Source organism: Streptomyces sp. NPDC017246 (assembly GCF_044331325.1).
Lineage (GTDB): Bacteria > Actinomycetota > Actinomycetes > Streptomycetales > Streptomycetaceae > Streptomyces.
Window position 1 is genome coordinate 47,639 of record NZ_JBIRMW010000020.1, and the last position, 19,068, is coordinate 66,706.

The 19,068-nt window shown below is 73.7% G+C and carries 12 protein-coding genes; 7 read left to right on the plus strand and 5 right to left on the minus strand.

Annotation, left to right across the window (positions count from 1 at the left end; translation table 11 throughout):
• Position 1: 1 nt before the first annotated feature.
• Genes ACH4MY_RS33640 through ACH4MY_RS33670 form a run of 7 tightly spaced genes read left to right on the plus strand, consistent with a single transcriptional unit; the run spans position 2 to position 10,728 of the window.
• Positions 2–1,453 (plus strand): glycosyltransferase family 4 protein, encoded by a 1,452-nt coding sequence (locus ACH4MY_RS33640; RefSeq protein WP_398007986.1) that lies wholly within the window; start codon positions 2–4, stop codon positions 1,451–1,453.
• Positions 1,450–4,038, plus strand: coding sequence for a lipopolysaccharide biosynthesis protein (locus ACH4MY_RS33645; protein ID WP_398007988.1), 2,589 nt, complete (start codon positions 1,450–1,452; stop codon positions 4,036–4,038). Before ACH4MY_RS33640 ends, ACH4MY_RS33645 begins: the two co-directional genes overlap by 4 nt.
• On the plus strand, positions 4,035–5,861 hold the full coding sequence (locus tag ACH4MY_RS33650) for a glycosyltransferase (protein ID WP_398007990.1): 1,827 nt from the start codon (positions 4,035–4,037) through the stop codon (positions 5,859–5,861). The genes ACH4MY_RS33645 and ACH4MY_RS33650 overlap by 4 nt, the downstream gene beginning before the upstream one ends.
• Entirely contained in the window at positions 5,843–6,727 is an 885-nt protein-coding gene (locus ACH4MY_RS33655) for a PIG-L deacetylase family protein (protein WP_398007991.1), read from the plus strand. Before ACH4MY_RS33650 ends, ACH4MY_RS33655 begins: the two co-directional genes overlap by 19 nt.
• Positions 6,724–8,370: an ArnT family glycosyltransferase gene (locus ACH4MY_RS33660; protein WP_398007993.1), complete on the plus strand. Its 1,647-nt coding sequence runs from the start codon at positions 6,724–6,726 to the stop codon at positions 8,368–8,370. The genes ACH4MY_RS33655 and ACH4MY_RS33660 overlap by 4 nt, the downstream gene beginning before the upstream one ends.
• Positions 8,357–9,451, plus strand: coding sequence for a glycosyltransferase family 4 protein (locus tag ACH4MY_RS33665; RefSeq protein ID WP_398007995.1), 1,095 nt, complete (start codon positions 8,357–8,359; stop codon positions 9,449–9,451). Before ACH4MY_RS33660 ends, ACH4MY_RS33665 begins: the two co-directional genes overlap by 14 nt.
• Positions 9,448–10,728, plus strand: coding sequence for a beta-galactosidase (locus ACH4MY_RS33670; RefSeq protein ID WP_398007997.1), 1,281 nt, complete (start codon positions 9,448–9,450; stop codon positions 10,726–10,728). The genes ACH4MY_RS33665 and ACH4MY_RS33670 overlap by 4 nt, the downstream gene beginning before the upstream one ends.
• Here ACH4MY_RS33670 and ACH4MY_RS33675 read toward each other — a convergent pair.
• From ACH4MY_RS33675 to ACH4MY_RS33695, 5 genes are all read right to left on the minus strand, one after another.
• Positions 10,719–11,507, minus strand: a complete 789-nt coding sequence (locus tag ACH4MY_RS33675) for a class I SAM-dependent methyltransferase (protein WP_398007998.1) — start codon at positions 11,505–11,507, stop codon at positions 10,719–10,721. The genes ACH4MY_RS33670 and ACH4MY_RS33675 overlap by 10 nt on opposite strands.
• Positions 11,504–16,129 carry an aminotransferase class I/II-fold pyridoxal phosphate-dependent enzyme gene (locus ACH4MY_RS33680; protein WP_398008000.1) on the minus strand — a complete coding sequence of 1,542 codons (4,626 nt, stop codon included), beginning with the start codon at positions 16,127–16,129 and terminating at the stop codon, positions 11,504–11,506. Before ACH4MY_RS33680 ends, ACH4MY_RS33675 begins: the two co-directional genes overlap by 4 nt.
• A 309-nt stretch (positions 16,130–16,438) precedes the next feature.
• Entirely contained in the window at positions 16,439–17,473 is a 1,035-nt protein-coding gene (locus ACH4MY_RS33685) for a LacI family DNA-binding transcriptional regulator (RefSeq protein ID WP_398008002.1), read from the minus strand.
• A 174-nt stretch (positions 17,474–17,647) separates the two neighbouring features.
• Positions 17,648–17,977, minus strand: a complete 330-nt coding sequence (locus tag ACH4MY_RS33690; protein ID WP_398008004.1) for a putative quinol monooxygenase — start codon at positions 17,975–17,977, stop codon at positions 17,648–17,650.
• A 46-nt stretch (positions 17,978–18,023) separates the two neighbouring features.
• Positions 18,024–18,785 (minus strand): IclR family transcriptional regulator, encoded by a 762-nt coding sequence (locus ACH4MY_RS33695; protein WP_398008006.1) that lies wholly within the window; start codon positions 18,783–18,785, stop codon positions 18,024–18,026.
• Positions 18,786–19,068 lie beyond the last annotated feature (283 nt).

Consider the following 19,068-nt stretch of genomic DNA (forward strand, 5'->3'; position numbering starts at 1 on the left):
TGTGACCGCTCTCGACCGTCTCGCCCGTACGGACCTCGCCTTCCTCAACTGGCGTGACCCCACACACCCCGACGCGGGAGGGGCCGAGGCGTACTGCTGGGAGATCGCCAGGCGGTTCGCGGCGGCCGGAGCCCACATCACCCTCGTCTCCTCGCGGTATCCCGGCTCGCGTGCCCAGGAGTACCGCGAGGGGATCCGCGTCGTACGCGGCGGCGGCACGTTCGGCGTGTACGCGGCCGCCGCGGCCCACCTGCTGCGCAACCGTCACGCCTACGACGCCGTGGTCGACTTCCAGAACGGGATCCCGTTCTTCTCGCCGCTGTTCACCCCCCGCTGGACCGCCGACATCTGCGTCATCCACCATGTCCACCAGCGGCAGTTCGACACCCGTTTCCGGTGGCCGATGAACACCGTCGGACGCGTCCTGGAGAAGCAGGTCAGCCGACGCGTCTACCGGGGCCGGCCCGTGGTGGTGGTCTCGCCCTCCACCCGCGAGGGCACCCGGCGCGAACTCGGCTTCGGCAACCCGATCCACATCGTGCCCAACGGGCGCCCCTGCCCGGAACTCACGGGCCCCGCCGGGCGGCGCTCGGCGACCCCGGCGCTCACCGTCGTCAGCCGGCTCGTGCCGCAGAAGCGGGTCGACCTGATCCTCCGGGCCGTGCCGGCGCTGCTGCGCCGTCTGCCGGAGCTGCGCGTCGACCTGTGCGGGGACGGCCCCGAGGGCGAGTCGCTGCGCAAGCTCGCCGCCGGTCTCGGCATCGGCTCCGCCGTCGAGTTCCACGGATACGTCTCCGACGAACGCAAGCAGGAGCTGTTCCACCGGGCGTGGCTGACGGTCGTTCCGTCGGTCGCCGAGGGCTGGGGCCTCGCCGTCATCGAGGCGAACACCGTCGGCACGCCCGCCCTCGCCTTCGACGTGCCGGGGCTGCGGGACGCGATCCGCCCGGGCGTCAACGGGTGGCTCCTCGACCCGGAAGCGGATCTCGCGGCCGGTATCGCCTCGGCCTTCGAGGTGCTGTCAACCCCCGAGGCGCGGGCCCGCACCGCGGCCCGCTGCCGTGCCTGGGCCGCCGCCTTCTCCTGGGACGCCAGCGCCGAACGGCTCGCCCAGGTCGTCGTGGAGGACCTCCAGCGCATCCACCGGCACCGCCGCTCCCGCCGCTCGGCCAGCGACCTGTCCGTCGTCACGCGCTTCACGTCGCCCGACCCCGAGTCCACCGAGCGCGCGGTCCGCACCGCCCTGCGGCAGACCGACGCCTGGCAGCGGAACGGCGACGCCTTCCGGCTGCTGCTCCACGGCTGCGACGAGGTAAGGGCCTTGAGCGCGCTGCGCCGCCTGGACGTCGCCGAGGCCGACGTCGTCCTGGCGAACGGTCACGACGTCCTGCTCGGCGCGATCGACCCCGCCGAGGGTTCCGCCGACGGTCCGGACCGCGGGCGGCCGTCATGACCTCCGCCGCACGGGTCGCCGAACGGTCGGCCGTCCACCAGGACGAGGTCACCGCCGTCCACGGCGCGCGCTGGATCGCTACCGCGGTGGTCGTGGTCGGCGCCGTGAACTACGCGTACACCCTCATCCTCACCCGGCTCCTCGACGTCTCCGGGTACGCCACCTTCGCCGCCGGCCAGGGGCTCGTCGTGTGCACCGCCGCGGTCGCCGTGGTCACCGTGCCCTGGATGCTGGCCCAGGCCCTCGCCCGGGCCGGCTCGGACGCCGAACGCGGTGAGGCGGTCCGCTTCGCCATGATCACCGCCGTCGTGGGGGGCACCGTCGCCGCGGTCGCGGTGGGCTGTGTGGCGATGGAGTTCGCGGGCACCCTGACGACACTCGCCATCGCGGGCTCGACCCTGGCCATCTACATCACCCGGGTCAGCGTGGGCTGGCTCCAGGGCACCGAGCGGCTGCGGACCCTCGCGGTCCTCACCGCCGCGGAGGCCCTCCTCAAGTTCGGCGTGGGACTGTTCTTCGTGGCGGCCCTGGGGCTCGGCGAGACGGGCGCCCTCGCCGCCTTCGGCGTCGCCGTACTGCCGTACGTGTTCTTCCGGCCGCACCGGTTCCGCAACGAGCCGCGCCGGCCGTGGCGCGCGGTGACCGCCGACCGGGACCTGTGGCGGCGGGCGTCCGGTGTCGCCTCCCTCCAGGGCGTGGTGGCGCTGCTCGCCTCCGTGGACATCGTCCTCGTCGCGATGCTGCCGACCGACCGCGCGGCGGCGGCCAGTTACCAGGCGGCGGTCATGCTGGGCCGGGTCCCGCTGTTCCTGGCCGGGGCCGTCTCGATCGCCTTCCTGCCCGCGCTCTCGCGGCGCCGGGCGGGCGACCCGCTCACGGCGAGCGCCCTGCGGATGTATCTGACCGTGGCCCTGCCCCTGACCGTGGTGGCCGCGACGGTCCCGAACGCGCTCATCACGACGGTCTTCCCTTCGGGGTACTCGATGGTCTCCACGCTGATGGCCTGTACGGCGACATCGGGCCTCGCGCTCGGCGCGCTCGCCCTGCTGGTCACCTTCGCGCAGGCCGTCAACGACTACGCGTGCCTGCGCACCCTGCTCGTGGGGCTCGGCCTGTACGTGACGGCCCTGGCGGCCGGCTGGGTCACCGGCGGCGTGCTCGGCATGGCGATCGGCGGGCTGTGCGGGACGGTCGCCGCGCTGCTCCTGCTGGCCGTGCGGCACTCCCGCCGGCACGGATTCGGGGTCGCGGAGCGGCCGTTCGGCCGGGTGGTGCTGCCCCTGCTCGCGCTGGCCGCGGGCCTCGCGCTGCTCCGCCCGTTCACCTACGTGTGGTTCGCCGCCGCGGTGCTGGTCACGGCGGCGGCCCTGTGGCAGTTCTTCGGACGGCGGCGCCAGGCCCCCGTTCCCGAGACCGGCCCCGCCGCGGGACCCGGGGACGGGCCGCGGGACGGACCCGGCGAAGGACCTGAGGAAGGATCTGAGGAAATGCCCGCGCAAGCGCCCCTGAGCGGCGGAACCGGTGCGGCTCCGCAGGAGAAGCCCGTACCGGAGCGGCGGGAGACGCCGCCCGCCGAGGCGCGAGGGACCCGGGCCGCGGTCCACGACGAACGCGCCGTGAACCTTCTCGTCGACGCCGTGTGGCGGGGTCGGGTCCGGCCCGCCGCGGACGAGGAGCTCCTCGGTGCGCTGGCCGCGGCCCGGCGCAACCAGGTCGAGGGCCGGCTGGCCCGCGCGTACCCCCGTCAGCTCGCGGCCACGCTCACCGAGGTGGAGAGCGCGACCGGGCTGTTCCGACGGAACCTCGTCGAGTCCACGGACCGGCTGCGGGCGGCGGGCATCCCGACCGTCCTGATCAAGGCCGATCTGGCGGGGGACTACGTGTACGGGAACTTCGACCTGGTGGTGCCCCCGGGGCGGCTGCGGGCCGCACAGACCGCGCTCGACGGCTGGTACGCGCACCGCACGACGTACTGGCTGGAACGCTCGACGAAGGTGCTCCTGGAACCTCCCAAGGGCCCGGCGGCGCATCTCCACGGCTCGGTCTCGTGGTTCGGCGTTCCGGTGGTGCCGACGGACCGGCTCTTCGCCCGTGCCGAACACGTCGCGCGGCCCGAGGCCGCGGACGGGCCGGTGAACGGCTCCCCGGACGGACATCCGCACCACGCCGTGAACGGCGGCACCGACGGCTACGCCTGGCTGACCCCGTGTCCCTCCGACCGGCTGCGGATCTGGCTGGCCCACGCCCTCTTCCAGAACCTGACCCTGGACCTCTCCGAACTTCTCGCCCTGCGCTCGCTCCTCCACCCCGACATCGTGGCGGAGGCCCGCCACGAGGCCGCCCGCGAGGGCTGGTCCGCGGGCGGCCGGGCGGCGCTCGGCGCCGCCGTCGAGGCGATGGCACGGCTCGACCGGGGCGAGCACGTCCCGCTGCCGCTGCCGCTCCCGGTGGCGACCTCGCTCCGGGTGGGGGCCGAGCATTCGGGCCACCTCCTGGTCGAGGGCAGGCTGCGGAGCGCGACCCGCGAGGCGTCCCTGCGCGTGCCGCTCGTGATGACCAAGAAACTGCGGAGGCGAGTGCCATGACGACCTCACACCGCCCTCTCCTGGTCGCCGTGTCCGGACCGGACGGGGCCGGCAAGTCCTCCCTGGTCGGCCGACTGGTGGCACTGCTCGACGAGCGGGGGTTCACCGTCGTCGCCCTGCACTCCTACGGCTGCTTCCTGTGCCGCGGTTTCCCGGTTCCCCCCAAGGCGAAGGAGACGGGACCGGGCGGGGACGGGTGGGCACGGCGCGCCACGGATCCCGAGCGCCGGGGATCGCGGCTGCGGCGTGCCCACGCGTTCCTGGACGCGGGCGAACTGGCCGTCCGGATCGCGTTCGCCGGAGCGCGGGCCCGCAGGCGCGCGCACGGCGGGGAGTCCGTGGTCCTCACGGACCGGGGTCCGCTCGACGGGCTGGTGAAGTTCGACCTGCCGAACCGTTCGGCGGCGGCGTCCGTGTTCCGCCGGATCGCCGACCGCTACGGACTGACCCTGCTCGTGGAGACAGGGCCCGACACGCTGCGGGGCCGCGGCTGGGAGGAGATCGCCGGTCCCCCGACCGTCTGGTGGGCCCGCTACCGGAGCTGGTCCCAGCGGCTGCCCCGGCTCACGCGGATCGACGGGGAGCGGTCACGGCCCCTGGTGGCGGGCGAGGCGCTCGACCGGATCCTGGACGCCGCCCGGGAACGCGAACGGGTCCGGCACACGGCCCTGCGCCGCCGGCACGTGGTGGTGTCCATCTACGACGACGCGGAGAACCCGGCCTACCGGGGCGGCGGCGCCCTGGTCGTCGGCAAGGTGGCCCGCCGGCTCTCCGAGGACTTCCGGGTGACCGTCGTGACGGCCGGCCGCAACGGCTGCAGCGAGGAGCGCAACGGCATCCGCTACGTCCGGCTGCCGGTCTGCCGGGCGGGCCCGCGCGCCGGCCAACTGCTGTTCCTGACACTGCTGCCGTTCGTCGCCCGCCGTATCCACCACGACCTGTGGCTGGAGAGCTTCACTCCGCCGTTCTCGACGAGCTTCCTGCCCCTGACGACGGGCGCCCCCGTCATCGGCATCGACCAGGGCCGCAGCGCCGAGGCCCTGTGGCGGCGCTATCACATCCCCTTCTTCCTGGTGGAGCGGCTCGGGCTGCGCTGCTACCGGCACATCGTGGTGATGAACGCGGCCGACGGATCAGAGGTACGGCGGTTCAGCCCCCGGGCCGACGTCCAGGTCATCGCCAACGGGGTCGACCACCGGGACCTCGACGAGAGCCGGCTGGGCAGCGGGCAGTTCATCCTCTTCCTGGGGCGGATCGACACCTGGGTCAAGGGCCTCGACCTGCTCCTCGACGCGTACGAGAGCGCCGCGCCGCCGCTGGAGCTGCTCATCGCGGGCAGCGGCACCCCGGCCGAGGAACGCCGGCTCGCCGCCCTCGTGGCCGCCCACGGCCGTGGGCCGAAGCCCCGGATCCACTGGGTCGGGTACGCCGAGGGCGACCGCAAGCGTCAGCTCCTGCGCGACAGCGCCTTCCTGGTGGTGCCGTCCCGCCACGAGACCTTCGGTCTGGTGGCCCTCGAAGGCATGGCGTACGGCAAGCCCGTCCTCCACTTCGACCTGCCCGCGCTGCGCTGGATGCGCGACGGCGGTGATGTGACCGTGCCGCCGTTCGACGTGGCGGCCTTCGGACGGCGGATGAACGAACTGGCCACGGACGCGGCGCTCCGCCGCCGTCTGGGGCGGCGCTCCGGGATCGCCGCCCAGCACTACACCTGGGACGAGATGACGGGCCGCTATCTGGCCCTGGCCCACCGTCTCGTGGACATTCCCGCCTCCGCACGGCGGCCGAGGAAGAGGGGTGCGTCATGGCAGTCGACCCGCTGACCGGGTTCGTCAGGACCGTCGTCGGCTCGGACGTCCCGATCCTGGTGCTCTCACCGCACCTGGACGACGCCGTCCTCTCCTGCGGAGGCCTGCTCGGATGGGCCGGGCGCCGGGCGCCGGTGACGGTCGCCTCCCTGTTCACGGAGGCCGCGCCGCCGCCGCACACCCTCTCCGCCCGCCAGTTCCTGAAGCAGACCGGCGCCGATGACGCCGAGGAGCTCTACGCCGAGCGCCGGGCCGAGGACCTGCGGGTCCTGGAGCGGCTCGACGTCGCCTGGCGTCACGCCGGACTGGTCGACGGGCTGTTCCGGCGGCTGCCGCGGCCCCGTCCGGGCACCGCGCGGCTGACCGGGCTGCTGCCCGAGCTGGCCCATGTGTACCCGACGTACCGGCTGCACCTGTCCAGGGGCCGGGTCTCCCCCCACGACGACGAGACGCTCCGCGCCGTCGGAGAGACGATCGACGCCCTCCTGCCCGGCACCTCCGGCGGTCTGGTCCTCGCCCCGCTGGGCGTGGGCGGGCACGCCGATCACGTCCTCGTCCGCACCGCCGCCGAGCGCTGCGGACGCCCGGTCGTGTACTACAGCGACTTCCCGTACAACCAGCACGCCGACCCCGACGCCCGGTTCACCGCCCGGCACCGGCTGATCGCCCGCGACTGGGAGCGCGGACTCGACCGGAAGGCCGAGCTGATCCGGGGCTACGCGACCCAGGCCGACGCCCTGTTCCCCGAGGGCCGCGTCCCCCGGTCACCCGAGATCTACCTCGTCCCCGAGACGGCGGACGCGACGGTCCGCCCCCGGTCGACGCACCCGGCACCGACGCGCGAGGCCCGCGGGGTCGGTGCCCCCGGAGGTGTGTCGTGACCCTCCCGCGCACCGCCCCCTCGTCCGCCCGGACCGACCCGGCCACGGTGGTCCCGCCCTCGCCGGCCCGTCGGCGCATCCGGCCCGAATCGGTGCCGACGGCGGTGTACGCGGCCGGGGCGGCGCTGCTCACCGTGATCCTTCGCCTGGTGGAGATCAGCCGGGCGGGCGACCTGTTCATCGACGAGCCGATCTACCGGCAGCTCGGGGAGAGCGCCGCGGCGGGCGGCTTCCCCCGTACCGACGAGGGCCTGTTCTTCCTGCACCCGCCCGGCTACTTCTACGTGGAGGCCGGTTGGACCAAGCTCGTCGGGGGGCACTCCGACATCATCGCGGGCGTGCACTCCTCGCGGGTGCTCAACGCGCTGCTGGCCGGTGTCACCGCGGCCCTGATCGTCTTCCTCGTCGCCCGGGTGCGGTCGCGCGGCGCCGGCGTGGTCGCCGGTCTGGTGTTCGCCCTGGACCAGTTCTGCATCCGGCAGAACAACCGGGTGCTCCTGGAGACCGGGACGATGGTGTGGATCCTCGCGGGCTATCTGGTCCTGGTGGGTCTCACCCGCGCCGAATCGCCGCCCCGGCCACGGGCCCGGGCGCTGCTCGCCGGGCTGTTCTTCGGTCTGGCGATCCTGACGAAGGACCACGCGGTGCTGATCACCGTGCTGCCGCTGCTCGCCGCGCTGCTGCTCGGCTGGGGTCCACCCCGCAGGCTCGTCGCCCTCACCACCGGGGTGGCCGTCCTCTCGTACGTCGTGTACGTGGCGTTCCTGGCCGGGTTCGGGCACTTCGACGAGTTCTGGGAGGCCAAGACGTCCGGCGTCCGCCGGCTCCTCGGGGTCGTGCAGGAGACCGGTTTCAACGCCGAGGGCACTCCCTCGCTCTCGGGCCGTCTCCTCGCCGAACTCCCCGGGTACGGGGTCACGTACCTCCTGCTCGCCCTCACGCCTGTCGCGCTCTTCCTGCTGCTGCGCCGCAAGGAGCCGGTGTACCGGCTGCTCGCGCTCTTCCACGCCTCGGCGATCGTCACCCTCGGGTACGCGCTCGGCGTGGGCACCCTGGAGGAGCAGGCCCTGTACCTGCTGTTCGTGCCCAACCTGGTGGCGCTCGCGGTCACCGTGCCGATGCCGTCCCGCAGCCGGCCCGGACTGCGCCTGGCGGCCTGGGCCGCCCTCGTCGCCGTACTCGCCGCCCCCGCCGCGGTGTACGCCCGCGACCGGTGGACCCCCGACGACGGCTTCGACCGCCTCCGCGCCTTTCTGCTCACCCATGTGCCGGCGGGCAGCGGGATCGTCACGGTGGACGGGCAGCGGACCCGGGGCGTGACGAGCTGGGCGCTGAACGACACCTACCGGCTCGGCAACTGGGTGACGCCGGAAGAGCAGGCGGCCAACGACGCCCACTATGTGATCGTGCCGTGGCGGGTCGTCGAGCAGGGGTACGGGCGTTCCTCGCTGACCGAGGTGGAGCGGCTCACCGCCGGGCTGCGGCCGGTGTTCGCGTTCGACGGACCCACGTACGGCACGCTCGCCCTGTACCGGCTCCCGGCACCGCTGCCGGGGCCCGACCTGACGCAGCTCGCGGCGCCCGGCGCCACGGTGACGGGGCCGCCGCTCTCCGCGCCGGAGGTGGGCGATGCGCCACGCTGAGCGGCGTCCCCGCGTCCTGCTCCTGACCAGCAGTCCGCTGGACGGGGCGGAGGGATGCGACGTCCGGCTCGCCTCCGACGTCCTCGGGTCCCTGCCGGACGTGGACTTCGTCTGGTTCTCCCAGTGGCCGGGCCGTCGGCAGCCTCCGCCGGAACGCGGACGTCCCGTCCGCATCCTCTCCCGCGACGGTGTGCCGCACCTTCCGGAGCGGGTGCAGTCCGCGCTCGCCGGGGCCGTGCAGGCCCGCCGGGTCGACCTGGTGCACGCCTTCCTCACCATCGGCCGCACCTTCCCGGCCTTCTCCCGGCTGCGCCCACTGCTGCTCGGCGGCCGGCCCGTCGTCCACACCGTGCCCGGGGCGATGCACACCCGCTACCTGGCGCGCAGCAGGCCGCTGGGGACGACGGTCGCCCTGTCGGAGTCGATGGCACGCCGGCTGCGGGCAGCGGACTTCGGGGACGTACGGGTCGTTCCCCCCATGATCGGGCTGGACTCGTGGCCGTATCTGCCGCGCCCCGAGGGTTTCCCGGTGGTCCTGTTCGCCGGGCACCACGATCCGCACGGCGGGGCGGAGACGGCGATCGACGCGGCGGCGGAGGCCGCCCGGACGGGTGCCCGGTTCCGGCTGGTGCTCGCGATGCGCGGACGGCCGGGGCAGGACAACGCGGCGCTCGACGAAGCACTGCGCGAGCGGGCCGGAGCGGCGGGTCTCACGGACTTCGAGGTGCTCGGATACGTCGACGACATGCGCGCGCTGCTCGCCACCGTCCATGTGCTGCTGTTCCCGCCGGCCGTGCTCGGCGGCAAGGCGGACATTCCCCTCACCGTGCTCCAGGCGCTGGCCTCGGGGCGTCCGGCGATCCTCAGCGACCTCCCGCAGTTCTCCGACTTCGGGCACGCCGTGCTGCGGGCCCCGGCGGGCGACGCGCGCCGCACCGGGCAGCAGCTGGCGTGGCTGCTCGACCAGCCGCGCTCCTGGGACGTGCTCGCCGAGCGGGGCCGGTCCCTGGTCGAGGAACGCTTCGGTCCCGAGCGCTTCGCCGCCCGCTACGCGGCCCTGTACCGGGAACTGCTGTCATGACCGGCCGGCGGCGGCCGGGGTCCCGGCGCGGGCCGGCCGTGCTCGCCGTTCTCACGGTGGTCCTGCTCCTCGTGGGGGCGTTCGGTGTGCTGCGGCACGACGCCCCGGGCCCGGAACCGGAGGCGTACTGGTACGGCACGCTCCAGACCGATCCGGACCGGGCCTCCACCGAGTACGAGCACGGCATCCGGGTGGCCCACCTCCAGATCGACTGGGGCAGGTTCGAGCCGGAGCAGGGCGTGTACGACGAGGAGTACGCGCGCGAGGTACGGGACACCCTGGGCGTCTTCCATCAGGCGGGGCTGCGCGTCGAGGCGGGTCTGGGCCTCAATCATCCGCCGCCGTGGCTGCCGGACGCCTTCCCCGAGTCGGTCTTCGTGAACCAGCTCGGCGAGCGGTCCACCAGCACTCCGAACATCGTGTTCAGCGAGCCCGTACGGGAGCACGTCGCCGAGTACGCGCGCGCGGTGGACCGGCTCATCGGTCTCGACAACTTCTGGGCGGTCCGGGTGGGCGTCAACGAGAGCGGCGAGTTCGCCTACCCCTCGCCGCTGTCGGAGAGCGACGGTCCGCCCGAGTTCTGGGCCTACGACAGCCACGCCCAGCGGAGCAGCCCGTACCCGGGCTGGCGGCCCGGCGAGAGCACGTACCACGGGAAGCCCTTCACCCGGGAGCAGGTGGCCCGCTGGTACGACTGGTACGTCGGGGCACTGGCCGGAGCCGTGAACTGGCAGCTCGGCCTCTACACCTCGCTCGGCTACGAGGGAGCCCTCAAGGTCCTGATTCCCGGGTCGGGCTTCTACCCCTCGGACCTGAAGACGGCGATCGACGCGCGGCTCGTGGACACTCCGACGATCCGGCTCGTCGCGCGCGGCGCGGGCTTCTTCCTGTCGCTCCCCCTGGTGGCGCACCGGGACACGGTGCGGATCGTCACCACGGCCCTGGTGGACGGCACGGGCACCCCACGGGACAACGGCTGTTCGCCCGCCGACGCGAGGACCGACGTCACGGCCCCGGACGACGCGGTGGTGCGGGACTGGTCCTCGTCCCGCTGGGTGGCGGCGGTGGCCCGGAGCGCGGGATTCACCCGGCTGACCGGCGAGAGCGCGGGACCGCAGGTGTACCCGTACCGGCCGGGGGTGACGGAGGCGGCGTACCGGCAGATGGCGTCCTGCGGCCTGGAGGGCATCATGTGGGCCTTCGACGGCCAGCTCTACGACGGGACTCCCGGCTCGTCCCTGCGGGAGTACGCGGAGACGATCCGGCGTCACCGGTGAGGCGTGGCCGTGCGGGTGCGCTCGGCGGTGAGGAGCAGGATGCCGGAGTCCCCGTACTCGGGCAGGGTGCGGTCCTTGGCGAGCCGGGAGACGCGCAGCCCCGTGGTGAGGGGCGTGAAGACGGTCCGCAGGGCGGCCTCGTCGACCGGCAGGGCGGGCCAGACCGGTCCCGTGCCGATCCGATAGCTCGGCATGCGTTCCATGAAGGCGGCGAGGATCCGGCCGCCGGGACGGACCGCGCCGACGAAGGCCTCGCAGAGGGCGGTGAACTCGCCGAGGTCCTCGGTCACGCTCTCGGCGACGAAGTTCATCGAGACGAGGTCGTAGGTGCCGGGGACCAGATCCCCGGTGGTCCCCGGGACGACCCGCACCGGCCGGAGCGCCTCGGCACAGCTCGTCGGAAGAGCGGGGTCGAGCGAGCGGCAGAGGGCGTAGAAGGGCTGCCAGCTGTCGTCCGGGCCCCGCGCGAGCTGGCCGCGGAGGTAGCGGACGCTGGCGGCGCTCGGTTCGAGGGCGTCGATGCGGCGGGCGGCCGCGCCCGCCGGCATCAGCGGGTAGAGGTTGGGCCCCGCGCCCAGTTCGAGGGTGCGGTCCAGGCCGCCGGGGGCGTAGCGCCGGTAGACGGCGGAGTGGTGGCGGATGACGCCGATGTCGATGGGGTGGAGCTCGCGGTAGTTCTCGGCGAGGTAGTCGGCGACGGGCCAGGCGTTCCAGTCGGCGTCCCGGTTGCGGCGCACCCGCGGCGCGCTCGACCGGACCGCCTCCGGCCGGTCCGTCACGTCTCCGACCTCCGGCCGGCCGCGAGGGCCCCGCGAGGTTCCGGTCCGGGGTGCTGCAGGGCGAAGCGGCCGGCGAGCCGTGTGAGGGCCGCGCAGAGTTCCTCGATCTCCTCGTCGGTGTTGGCGGCGGTGACCTGGACGCGGAAACCGACCCGGTCGCGCGGGACCAGCGGGTAGGAGGCGAGCGTCACGTAGATGCCGTGCTCCCACAGGAAGGCGGCGACGCCGTCGAGGTCGTCGGAGTCGGCGAGCGGGATCTCGATGATCGGCAGCCCGTCGGTGTTGGGTGTGACGATGCCCAGGCCGCGTACGTGCGCGAGGACGCGTGCCGTCTTGCGGTAGAGGTCCGCCCGGATCTCGTCCCCGCGCTCGTCGTTGACGTCGAGTCCGGCGAGGGCGGTCGCGAGCGAGGCCGTGGGCGACGGCCCGGAGTACAGGTACGGGGCCGCCGCCACCTTGAGGTGGTCCTTGAGCCACTTCGGTACGGCGAGGAAGGCCAGGAGCGAGGAGAACGCCTTGGAGAAGCCGCCGACCAGGACCAGGTCGTCGTAGGTCTCGCCGAGGTGGCGGACGATGCTGTTGCCGCGCGAGCCGTACGGGCTGCTCTCGCCGGGGCCCCGCTCCCCGATGACGCCGAAGCCGTGGGCGTCGTCGACGTACAGGAGTGCGCCGTTCTCCCGGCAGACCCGGGCCAGGGTGGGCAGGTCGGGGAAGTTGCCGGTCATGCTGTTGACGCCGTCCATGCAGACGAGCCGGCTCGCGTCGGCGGGCGCGCCGCGCAGCAGTGCCGCCAGCTCGTCGGGCCGTTCGGCATGGAAGCGGTGGAGCTCGGCGCCTTGGCCGCGGGCGGCGACACAGCCGTCGTACACGGTGCGATGGGCCTGCGCCTCGACGAAGACCTGCCCGGTGCCGGCGAGGAGCGGGATCACCGACTGGTGGATGAGGGTGATGGTGGGGAGCAGCAGGGTGTCGGAGGCGCCGAGGAGTTCGGTCAGCCGCTCCTCGATCCGGGGGTAGAGCCGGGGGCTGCCGATGAGCCGGGACCAGCTGGGGTGGGTGCCCCACCGTCTGACCTCGGGTTCGATCGCCGCGATGACCGTCGGGTCGAGGTCGAGGCCGAGGTAGTTGCAGGAGGCGAAGTCGATGAGCCAGTCCTCGCCGACCCGGATGCGACGGCCGTCGATCTCGTCGATGACGGCGTCGCACATCCGGCTGGTCCTGTGAAGGTGTTCGAGGTCGCGCCAGCGGGACGCGTTCGGGGGGCGCGCCACCCGTGCGGCCGGGCGGACGGCGGGACGGACGGCGGGGCGGACGGGCGGACGTTCGCCGGTCGGCAGGGCGCGATGCAGATAGGACTCGGTCTGATGGCCGGTCATGGGGCGGGCGAAGAGATAGCCCTGCCCGTACCGGCAGCCCATGTCGGCGAGGAGTGCCCGCTGTTCCTCGTGCTCGATGCCCTCGGCGACGACCTGGAGCCCGAGGACGTCGGCGATGCGCACGATGCCGTCCACGAGCGCCACCTGCTGCGGGTCGGTCGTGATGTCGTCGATGAACGACTTGTCGACCTTGAGGACGTCGATGGGGAACTCGCGGAGGTAGCTGAGCGAGGAGAAACCCGTACCGAAGTCGTCGATGGCGATGGAGACGCCCATGTCCTTGAGGGCGGCCATGGTGGTCTTGATCTGGGCGTCCCTGCGCATGAGCACGCTCTCGGTGAGCTCCAGGACGAGCGAGCCGGGTTCGAGCCCCGAGGAACGCAGGGTGCGGCGTACGCCGTCGAGGAACCCGGGGTCGCGGAACTGACGGGCGGAGACGTTGACGCTGGCGTACAGGGGGGACTTCCGGGGGCGGGCGCGCTGCCAGCGGGCGATGTCGAGCGCGGCGTGCTCCAGGACCCAGGCGCCCAGCGGCATGATGTGGCCGCTCTCCTCGGCCAGGGCGATGAACTGGTCCGGCGGGACCATGCCGCGGCGGGCGTGCGGCCAGCGGATGAGGGCTTCGAGTCCGGCGGGGGCGCCGTCGCGGACCTCCACGATCGGCTGGTAGCGCAGGGCGAACGCGTGGTCGGCGATGGCGGTGTCCATGCCCGCCTGGAGTTCGTGCCGGGCGACGAGCCGGGAGTGGAACTCGGGGTGGAAGAGCCGCCATCTCTTCTTGCCCGCGGCCTTGGCCGCGTAGAGGGCGAGGTCGGCGTGGCCGAGGAGCTCCTCGGCGTGGGCGCTGTCGAGGACGGTCGCGACGCCGACGCTGGTCGACACGGAGACCGCCCCGTCGGTGAGGTGGAAGGGCTGGCTCAGCGTGTGCACGATCTCGGCCGCCAGGGCCTCGGCGTCGCGGGGTTCCCGCGCCCCCTCGATGAGGACGGCGAACTCGTCGCCGCCGAGCCGGGCCGCGGTGTCGGTGAGCCGCAGGACGGAGGTGAGGCGGCGGGCGACGGCGACGAGGAGTTCGTCGCCGACGGAGTGCCCCATGGTGTCGTTGACGACCTTGAAGTCGTCGAGGTCGACGAAGAGCATGCAGGTCAGGGTGGATTCGCGGCGGCCTCGGAGCAGGGCGCGCTCGACCCGTTCGAGGAGGAGGACGCGGTTCGGGAGCCCGGTGAGCGAGTCGTGGAAGGCCCGGTGGGTCAGCTCGCGTTCCAGTTTCCGCTGCTCGGTGACGTCGCGGAGGGTGAGGACGAGGCCGTGCACGGTGTGTTCGTCGCGCAGATTGCTGCAGCGGACCTCGACCTCCAGATCGGCGGAGCCGCCGTGGATCAGCTTCCAGTCGTCCCGGGTGTCGACGGCGGAGCGGGTCCGCGCGTCGGCCAGGACGCGCAGGGCGGCGGCCGTGTCGGAGGGTGCGACGAGGTCGGTGAGCGGGGTGCCGGGGAGCAGGGAGCGGCCGAACATGGCCTCGGCCGAGGGGCTGGCGTAACGGACGGTGTCGTCGTCGTCGACGATGAGGATGACGTCCGAGGTGTTGTGCACGAGGGTGCGGAAGTAGGCCTCGCTGGTACGGCGGTTGACCTCCTCGCTGAGCTCGAAGCGTTCGAGGGCCAGGGCCGCCTGGGAGGCGAGGGACTGGGCGGGGCCGGAGATCTCGGCGAGCTTCTTCTCGGTGCCCGCGAGGAGCAGGACACCGAGCAGCGGTTCGGTGCCCGCCGGGGCCTGGATTTCCAGGGGGCAGAGCAGGACGAACGGTTCGGGTGCGAGCTCCGCGGCGACGGCGGGGTCGAGCCGGGTGACGGAGAGGAGCCGGGTGCCCTGGGAGACGGTCTCGGGCCAGGCCGTCATCGGCGGCAGGGTCGGTTGGTCGGGGGGCGGGGTCGGCTCGGTGGATTTCCGGGCCGACCCGGTCGGGCCCCGGTCCGACCTGCGGGAAGGCCCGCCCGAAGGCCCGCCCCAAGGCCCGGTCGGAGACCCGCCCGAGGACCCGGTCGGAGGCCGGGTCAGCGCGTCCGTGCGACAGCTCCAGGGGTGACTCGTGGTGGCCACAGCGCCGAGGCCGCCCTTGCGGTCCCTGGTGAGGAGGAGGACCCGGTGACCGGTGCCGGGGCCGAAGAGAGTGGCGGAGGCCGTCTCCACGGCGCCCGCGACCTCGCGGGGGCTCAGGGCGGCGACGAGGGAGGCGGCGGCCATCCGGAGGCTGCGTTCGCGGGCCTCGGCCTTGCCGTGGTCGTTCATCATGCCCCAGAGCCGGGCCAGGACGAGCAGGAACATCAGGGCGGAGAAGATCGCGATGACGGCGATGTCCTGGCCCCGGTCGTGGCGCAGCGACTGGACGAGCAGCAGGGCGGGGGCGACGAGCGAGGCTCCCGCGAGCAGCGCGAGCCGCCGCTCGGCCACGTGCGGCGCCGGTTCGGGGGCGCGCTCGGTGAGGCCGGTCATCGAGGGGTGGAGGGCGGCGAGGCCCCAGGCGGTGAAGAAGACGACCCACCCCAGGTCCCAGGGGGTGCCGACCTGCCAGGTACCCCTGATCTGAAGGGTGCTGTAGATGACGTCGGAGGCGAGGATGCCGCAGGTCCCGAGGGTGAGGAGCTGCACGGACCGGGATCTGAGGCCGCCGGGGACGAGGAGCCGGGCGAGCATCGCGAGCATCAGCACGTCGCCGAGGGGATACGCGATGGAGATGGCCTTCTCGGTCCAGCTCATCTCCTCGCTCCGGGCCAGCGGGGTGATGAGGTTGACCCAGGACAGCAGGGCGAGGCCAGAGGTGAGGATCAGCGCGTCGAGGACGACACCGAGGTCGCGGCCGACGGCCCGGTAGCGGATGAAGCCGAAGAGGCCGACGGCGAACAGCGGATAGGTGACCAGGTACAGCGCGTCGGCCACCGAGGGAAAGGGCCTGGTCTGGCCGAAGAAGGCCTCCAGGGCGTTGTACGCGGTGTCGCCGCCCACGAAGGCGAGATTGGCGGCCGCGAGCACCAGCCACGGCCAGCGCCGTGAGGGCTTGTGCAGATGGACTCCGACGAGGATGGCGACGACGCCGCCGAGTCCGATGAGCGCCCAGAGGACGGTGTGCCGGCTGGGGAACTGCAGATAGGCGACCGTCAGCAGCGTCACGACGAGGAGGTACAGCAGCGTCCACCGGCGTAGTGCCCCGGTCGCGGTCAGCGGCCGGTTCGGGTGGCGCAGCGACATTGTCGACCGCCCCCTTGCCGGGTCGGACGGACGCCGTCGGGAGCGCCCTGGTCGCGGATAGGACCCCGTACGGTGTCCATTCTCCGGGGCCCCCGGGACGGCTGCATCTCGGCGCGTGGCGGGGCCGCTCCGACGAGCGCCCTGCGTCCGCCACGACCGGACGGCCCGGCGTCGCCCGCAGCGGCCGGGTGGCCGGTGCGCGAGGTGCGGGTGGTGAGTGCGCCAGGTGGCCGGGGGCCGGTGCGCCAGGTGGCCGGATGGCCCGGCGTCGGCCGCGGCCGGGGGCAGGTGCCGCGAGGTGGCCGGGTGTCAGGAGGAGGCGCGGACCACGAGTTCGGTGGGAAGCATGCGGCGGGGCTGCTCGTCCGGTTCGCTGGGGGCGGCGATCTCCTCCAGGAGCAGCCGGGCCATGGTGCGGCCCATCTCCTCGATGGGCTGGCGGACGCTCGTCAGCGGCGGGTCCATGTGCCGGGCGACGGCCGAGTCGTCGACACCGACGAGGGCGACGTCCTCGGGGACCCTGCGGCCCGCCTCGCGCAGGACGTTCCGCGCACCCGCGGCCATGACGTCGGAGGCGGCGAAGACGGCGTCCAGGTCCGGCCTGCGATCCAGGAGTTCCCGCATGGCGCGCCGCCCGCCGTCCTCGGTGAAGTCACCGTTCGCGACGAGCTGTTCGTCGAGGACGAGTCCGGCCTCCGACAGGCCCTCGCGGTAGCCGTCGAGGCGGCAGCGGGCCACGTACATGTCGAGCGGTCCGGTGATGGTGGCGATGGCGCTCCGGCCGCGCGCGGAGAGATGGGCGACGGCGGTCCGGCCGGCGCCGGTGTTGTCGGAGTCGACGAAGGCGACCCGCTCGTCCTCGGTGCGGCGGCCGTTGAGGACGGCGGGCAGTCCGAGGGCGCGGACCTGGTCGGGCAGCGGGTCGGCGCCGTGGACGGAGACGAGCAGGACGCCGTCGACGCGCTGGGCGGCGAGGTACTGCTCGAAGCGCTGCCGCTCCTGCTCGCTGCGGATCAGGGTGAGCAGCAACTGCTTGTCGGCATCGGCGAGTTCGCTGCTGACTCCGCGGATGATGTCGAGGAAGTACGGCTCGGCGAAGAGCCGGGCCTCGGTCTCGGGGATCACCAGGGCGACGGCGTCGGTCCGACTGCCCGCCAGCGCGCGGGCGGCCCGGTTGGGGACGTAGCCGAGTTCGGCGACGGCCTGCTCGACGGCGGCCTTGGCCTGTTCGCTCACCCGGGGGGAGCCGTTGATGACCCGGGACACCGTGCCGCGGCCGACTCCGGCCCTGGCCGCGACCTCCTCCAGGGTGGGCCTGCCGGTCTGCCGCCCGCTCACCGCCATGTGCCGCTTCTCCCCTCGGGCCGCCGCCCCGCCTGCGTGTGCACGCGAACCTATCAGGCGGGACGGCGTCCGCCCGGGGTGCCGGGGGAACCCCCTGGCGCGGTGCTCCGGGGCGCCGGGGCGGGATGCCGGGGAACGGGCTCGGGCTCGGCGCTCCCGGGTACGGCGGAGGGCTCAGACGCCGGTCGGGGCGAGCTCGGCCATGGCGCCCCAGCCCTGCTGCGGGACCTCGACGTTGATGATCTCGGGCGTGGTGGCGATGGCTCCGGCCATGGCCGCGAGACCGGCGGTGAAGTGCGGGGAGGCGACGTGGGCGGCGCCCGCCTCGGCGTCGGCGAAGGCCTCCAGGAGAACGAAGACGTTCGGGTCGTCGACGCTGCGGGACCAGTCGAAGAAGAGGTTGCCGGGCTCCTCGCGGGTGGCGCGGGTGAAGTCGGCGACCAGGTCGAGCCAGCGGTCGGCGTGGTCGGGGCGGGCGGTGAACCGGACGGCGATGAAGATCATGCGTCAAGGCTGCGGCGCCACCGCCGGACGCGGCCAGCCGGTCCGGTCAGGATTCCGGCAGGGCCGGAAACTCGGGTACGGCGCGGGTGAGCGCGGCCCTGATCTCGCCCTGACGGCGTGCGAAGTCGGCGGTCGGCAGCGAGACGGACAGGGCGTGCACGATGCCGTCGCCGCGCTCGGGCAGGGCCACGGCGAGACAGGTGTACGCGAGGTCGGCCTCCCCCACCGAGACGGCGAAGCCCTGGCCGCGCACCCGGTCGACCTCGGCCTCGAAGCGCTCGGCTCCGGTGATCGTCCGCTCGGTGAAGCGGGCCATTCCGTGCTCCGCCAGATACCGGCGCCGCAGCGGACGGGGCAGCGCGGCGAGCAGGGCCTTGCCGTGGGCGGTGGCGTGGGCGCGCTGCTCGGGGCCCGGCGTGAAGGGGTGGGCGGCGTCGGTGACCGGGGCGGTGGTGTCGACGACGGTGATCAGACCGTCGCGGTAGGCGGTGTGGTAGGCCTCGGCGCCCGTGGCCCGGCGCAGCCGGCCGAGCAGCGCTCCGGTCCCGGCGTCGAGCCCGTGGTGCCGCTGGTGGGAGCGGTACAGGGCCGGGACGCGGGGGCCGGGGACGTACCCCTCGGCGGTGCGGACGAGGTAGCCGCGCGCCAGCAGGGGGCCGGTGAGGTGGTAGACGGTCGAGAGGGCGCAGCCGAGCCGCCGCGCGAGCGCCTTGGCCCCGACGGGCCGGTCGGCGTCGGCGACGGCGTCGAGGACGGCGAGGGCCCGGTCGACGGACTGGGGCCCGGGGCTCGGGGGCGAGGCAGGCATCGGTCCAGCTTAGGCGGAGGGGTGCGGGCCGGGTGCCGAGCGGTGCTGGGGCCGAGGGTGCGGGCGGGGCGCCGACCGGTGCTTCGGCCGAGAGTGCGGGCGCCGACCGTCGCTTCGACCGGATGCCGACCGGGGCCTCGGGTCAGGACTCCGGCAAGGCTCCGGCGAGGACCCCGGCCGGGCCCGCGAACGTTCCGTACCGACTCCGCTCCCCTCCGTATCCTCGCAGGTCAAACCACCCTTATGTGCATAAGACACTCTTTCGGCGTACCGTCGAGTGGTT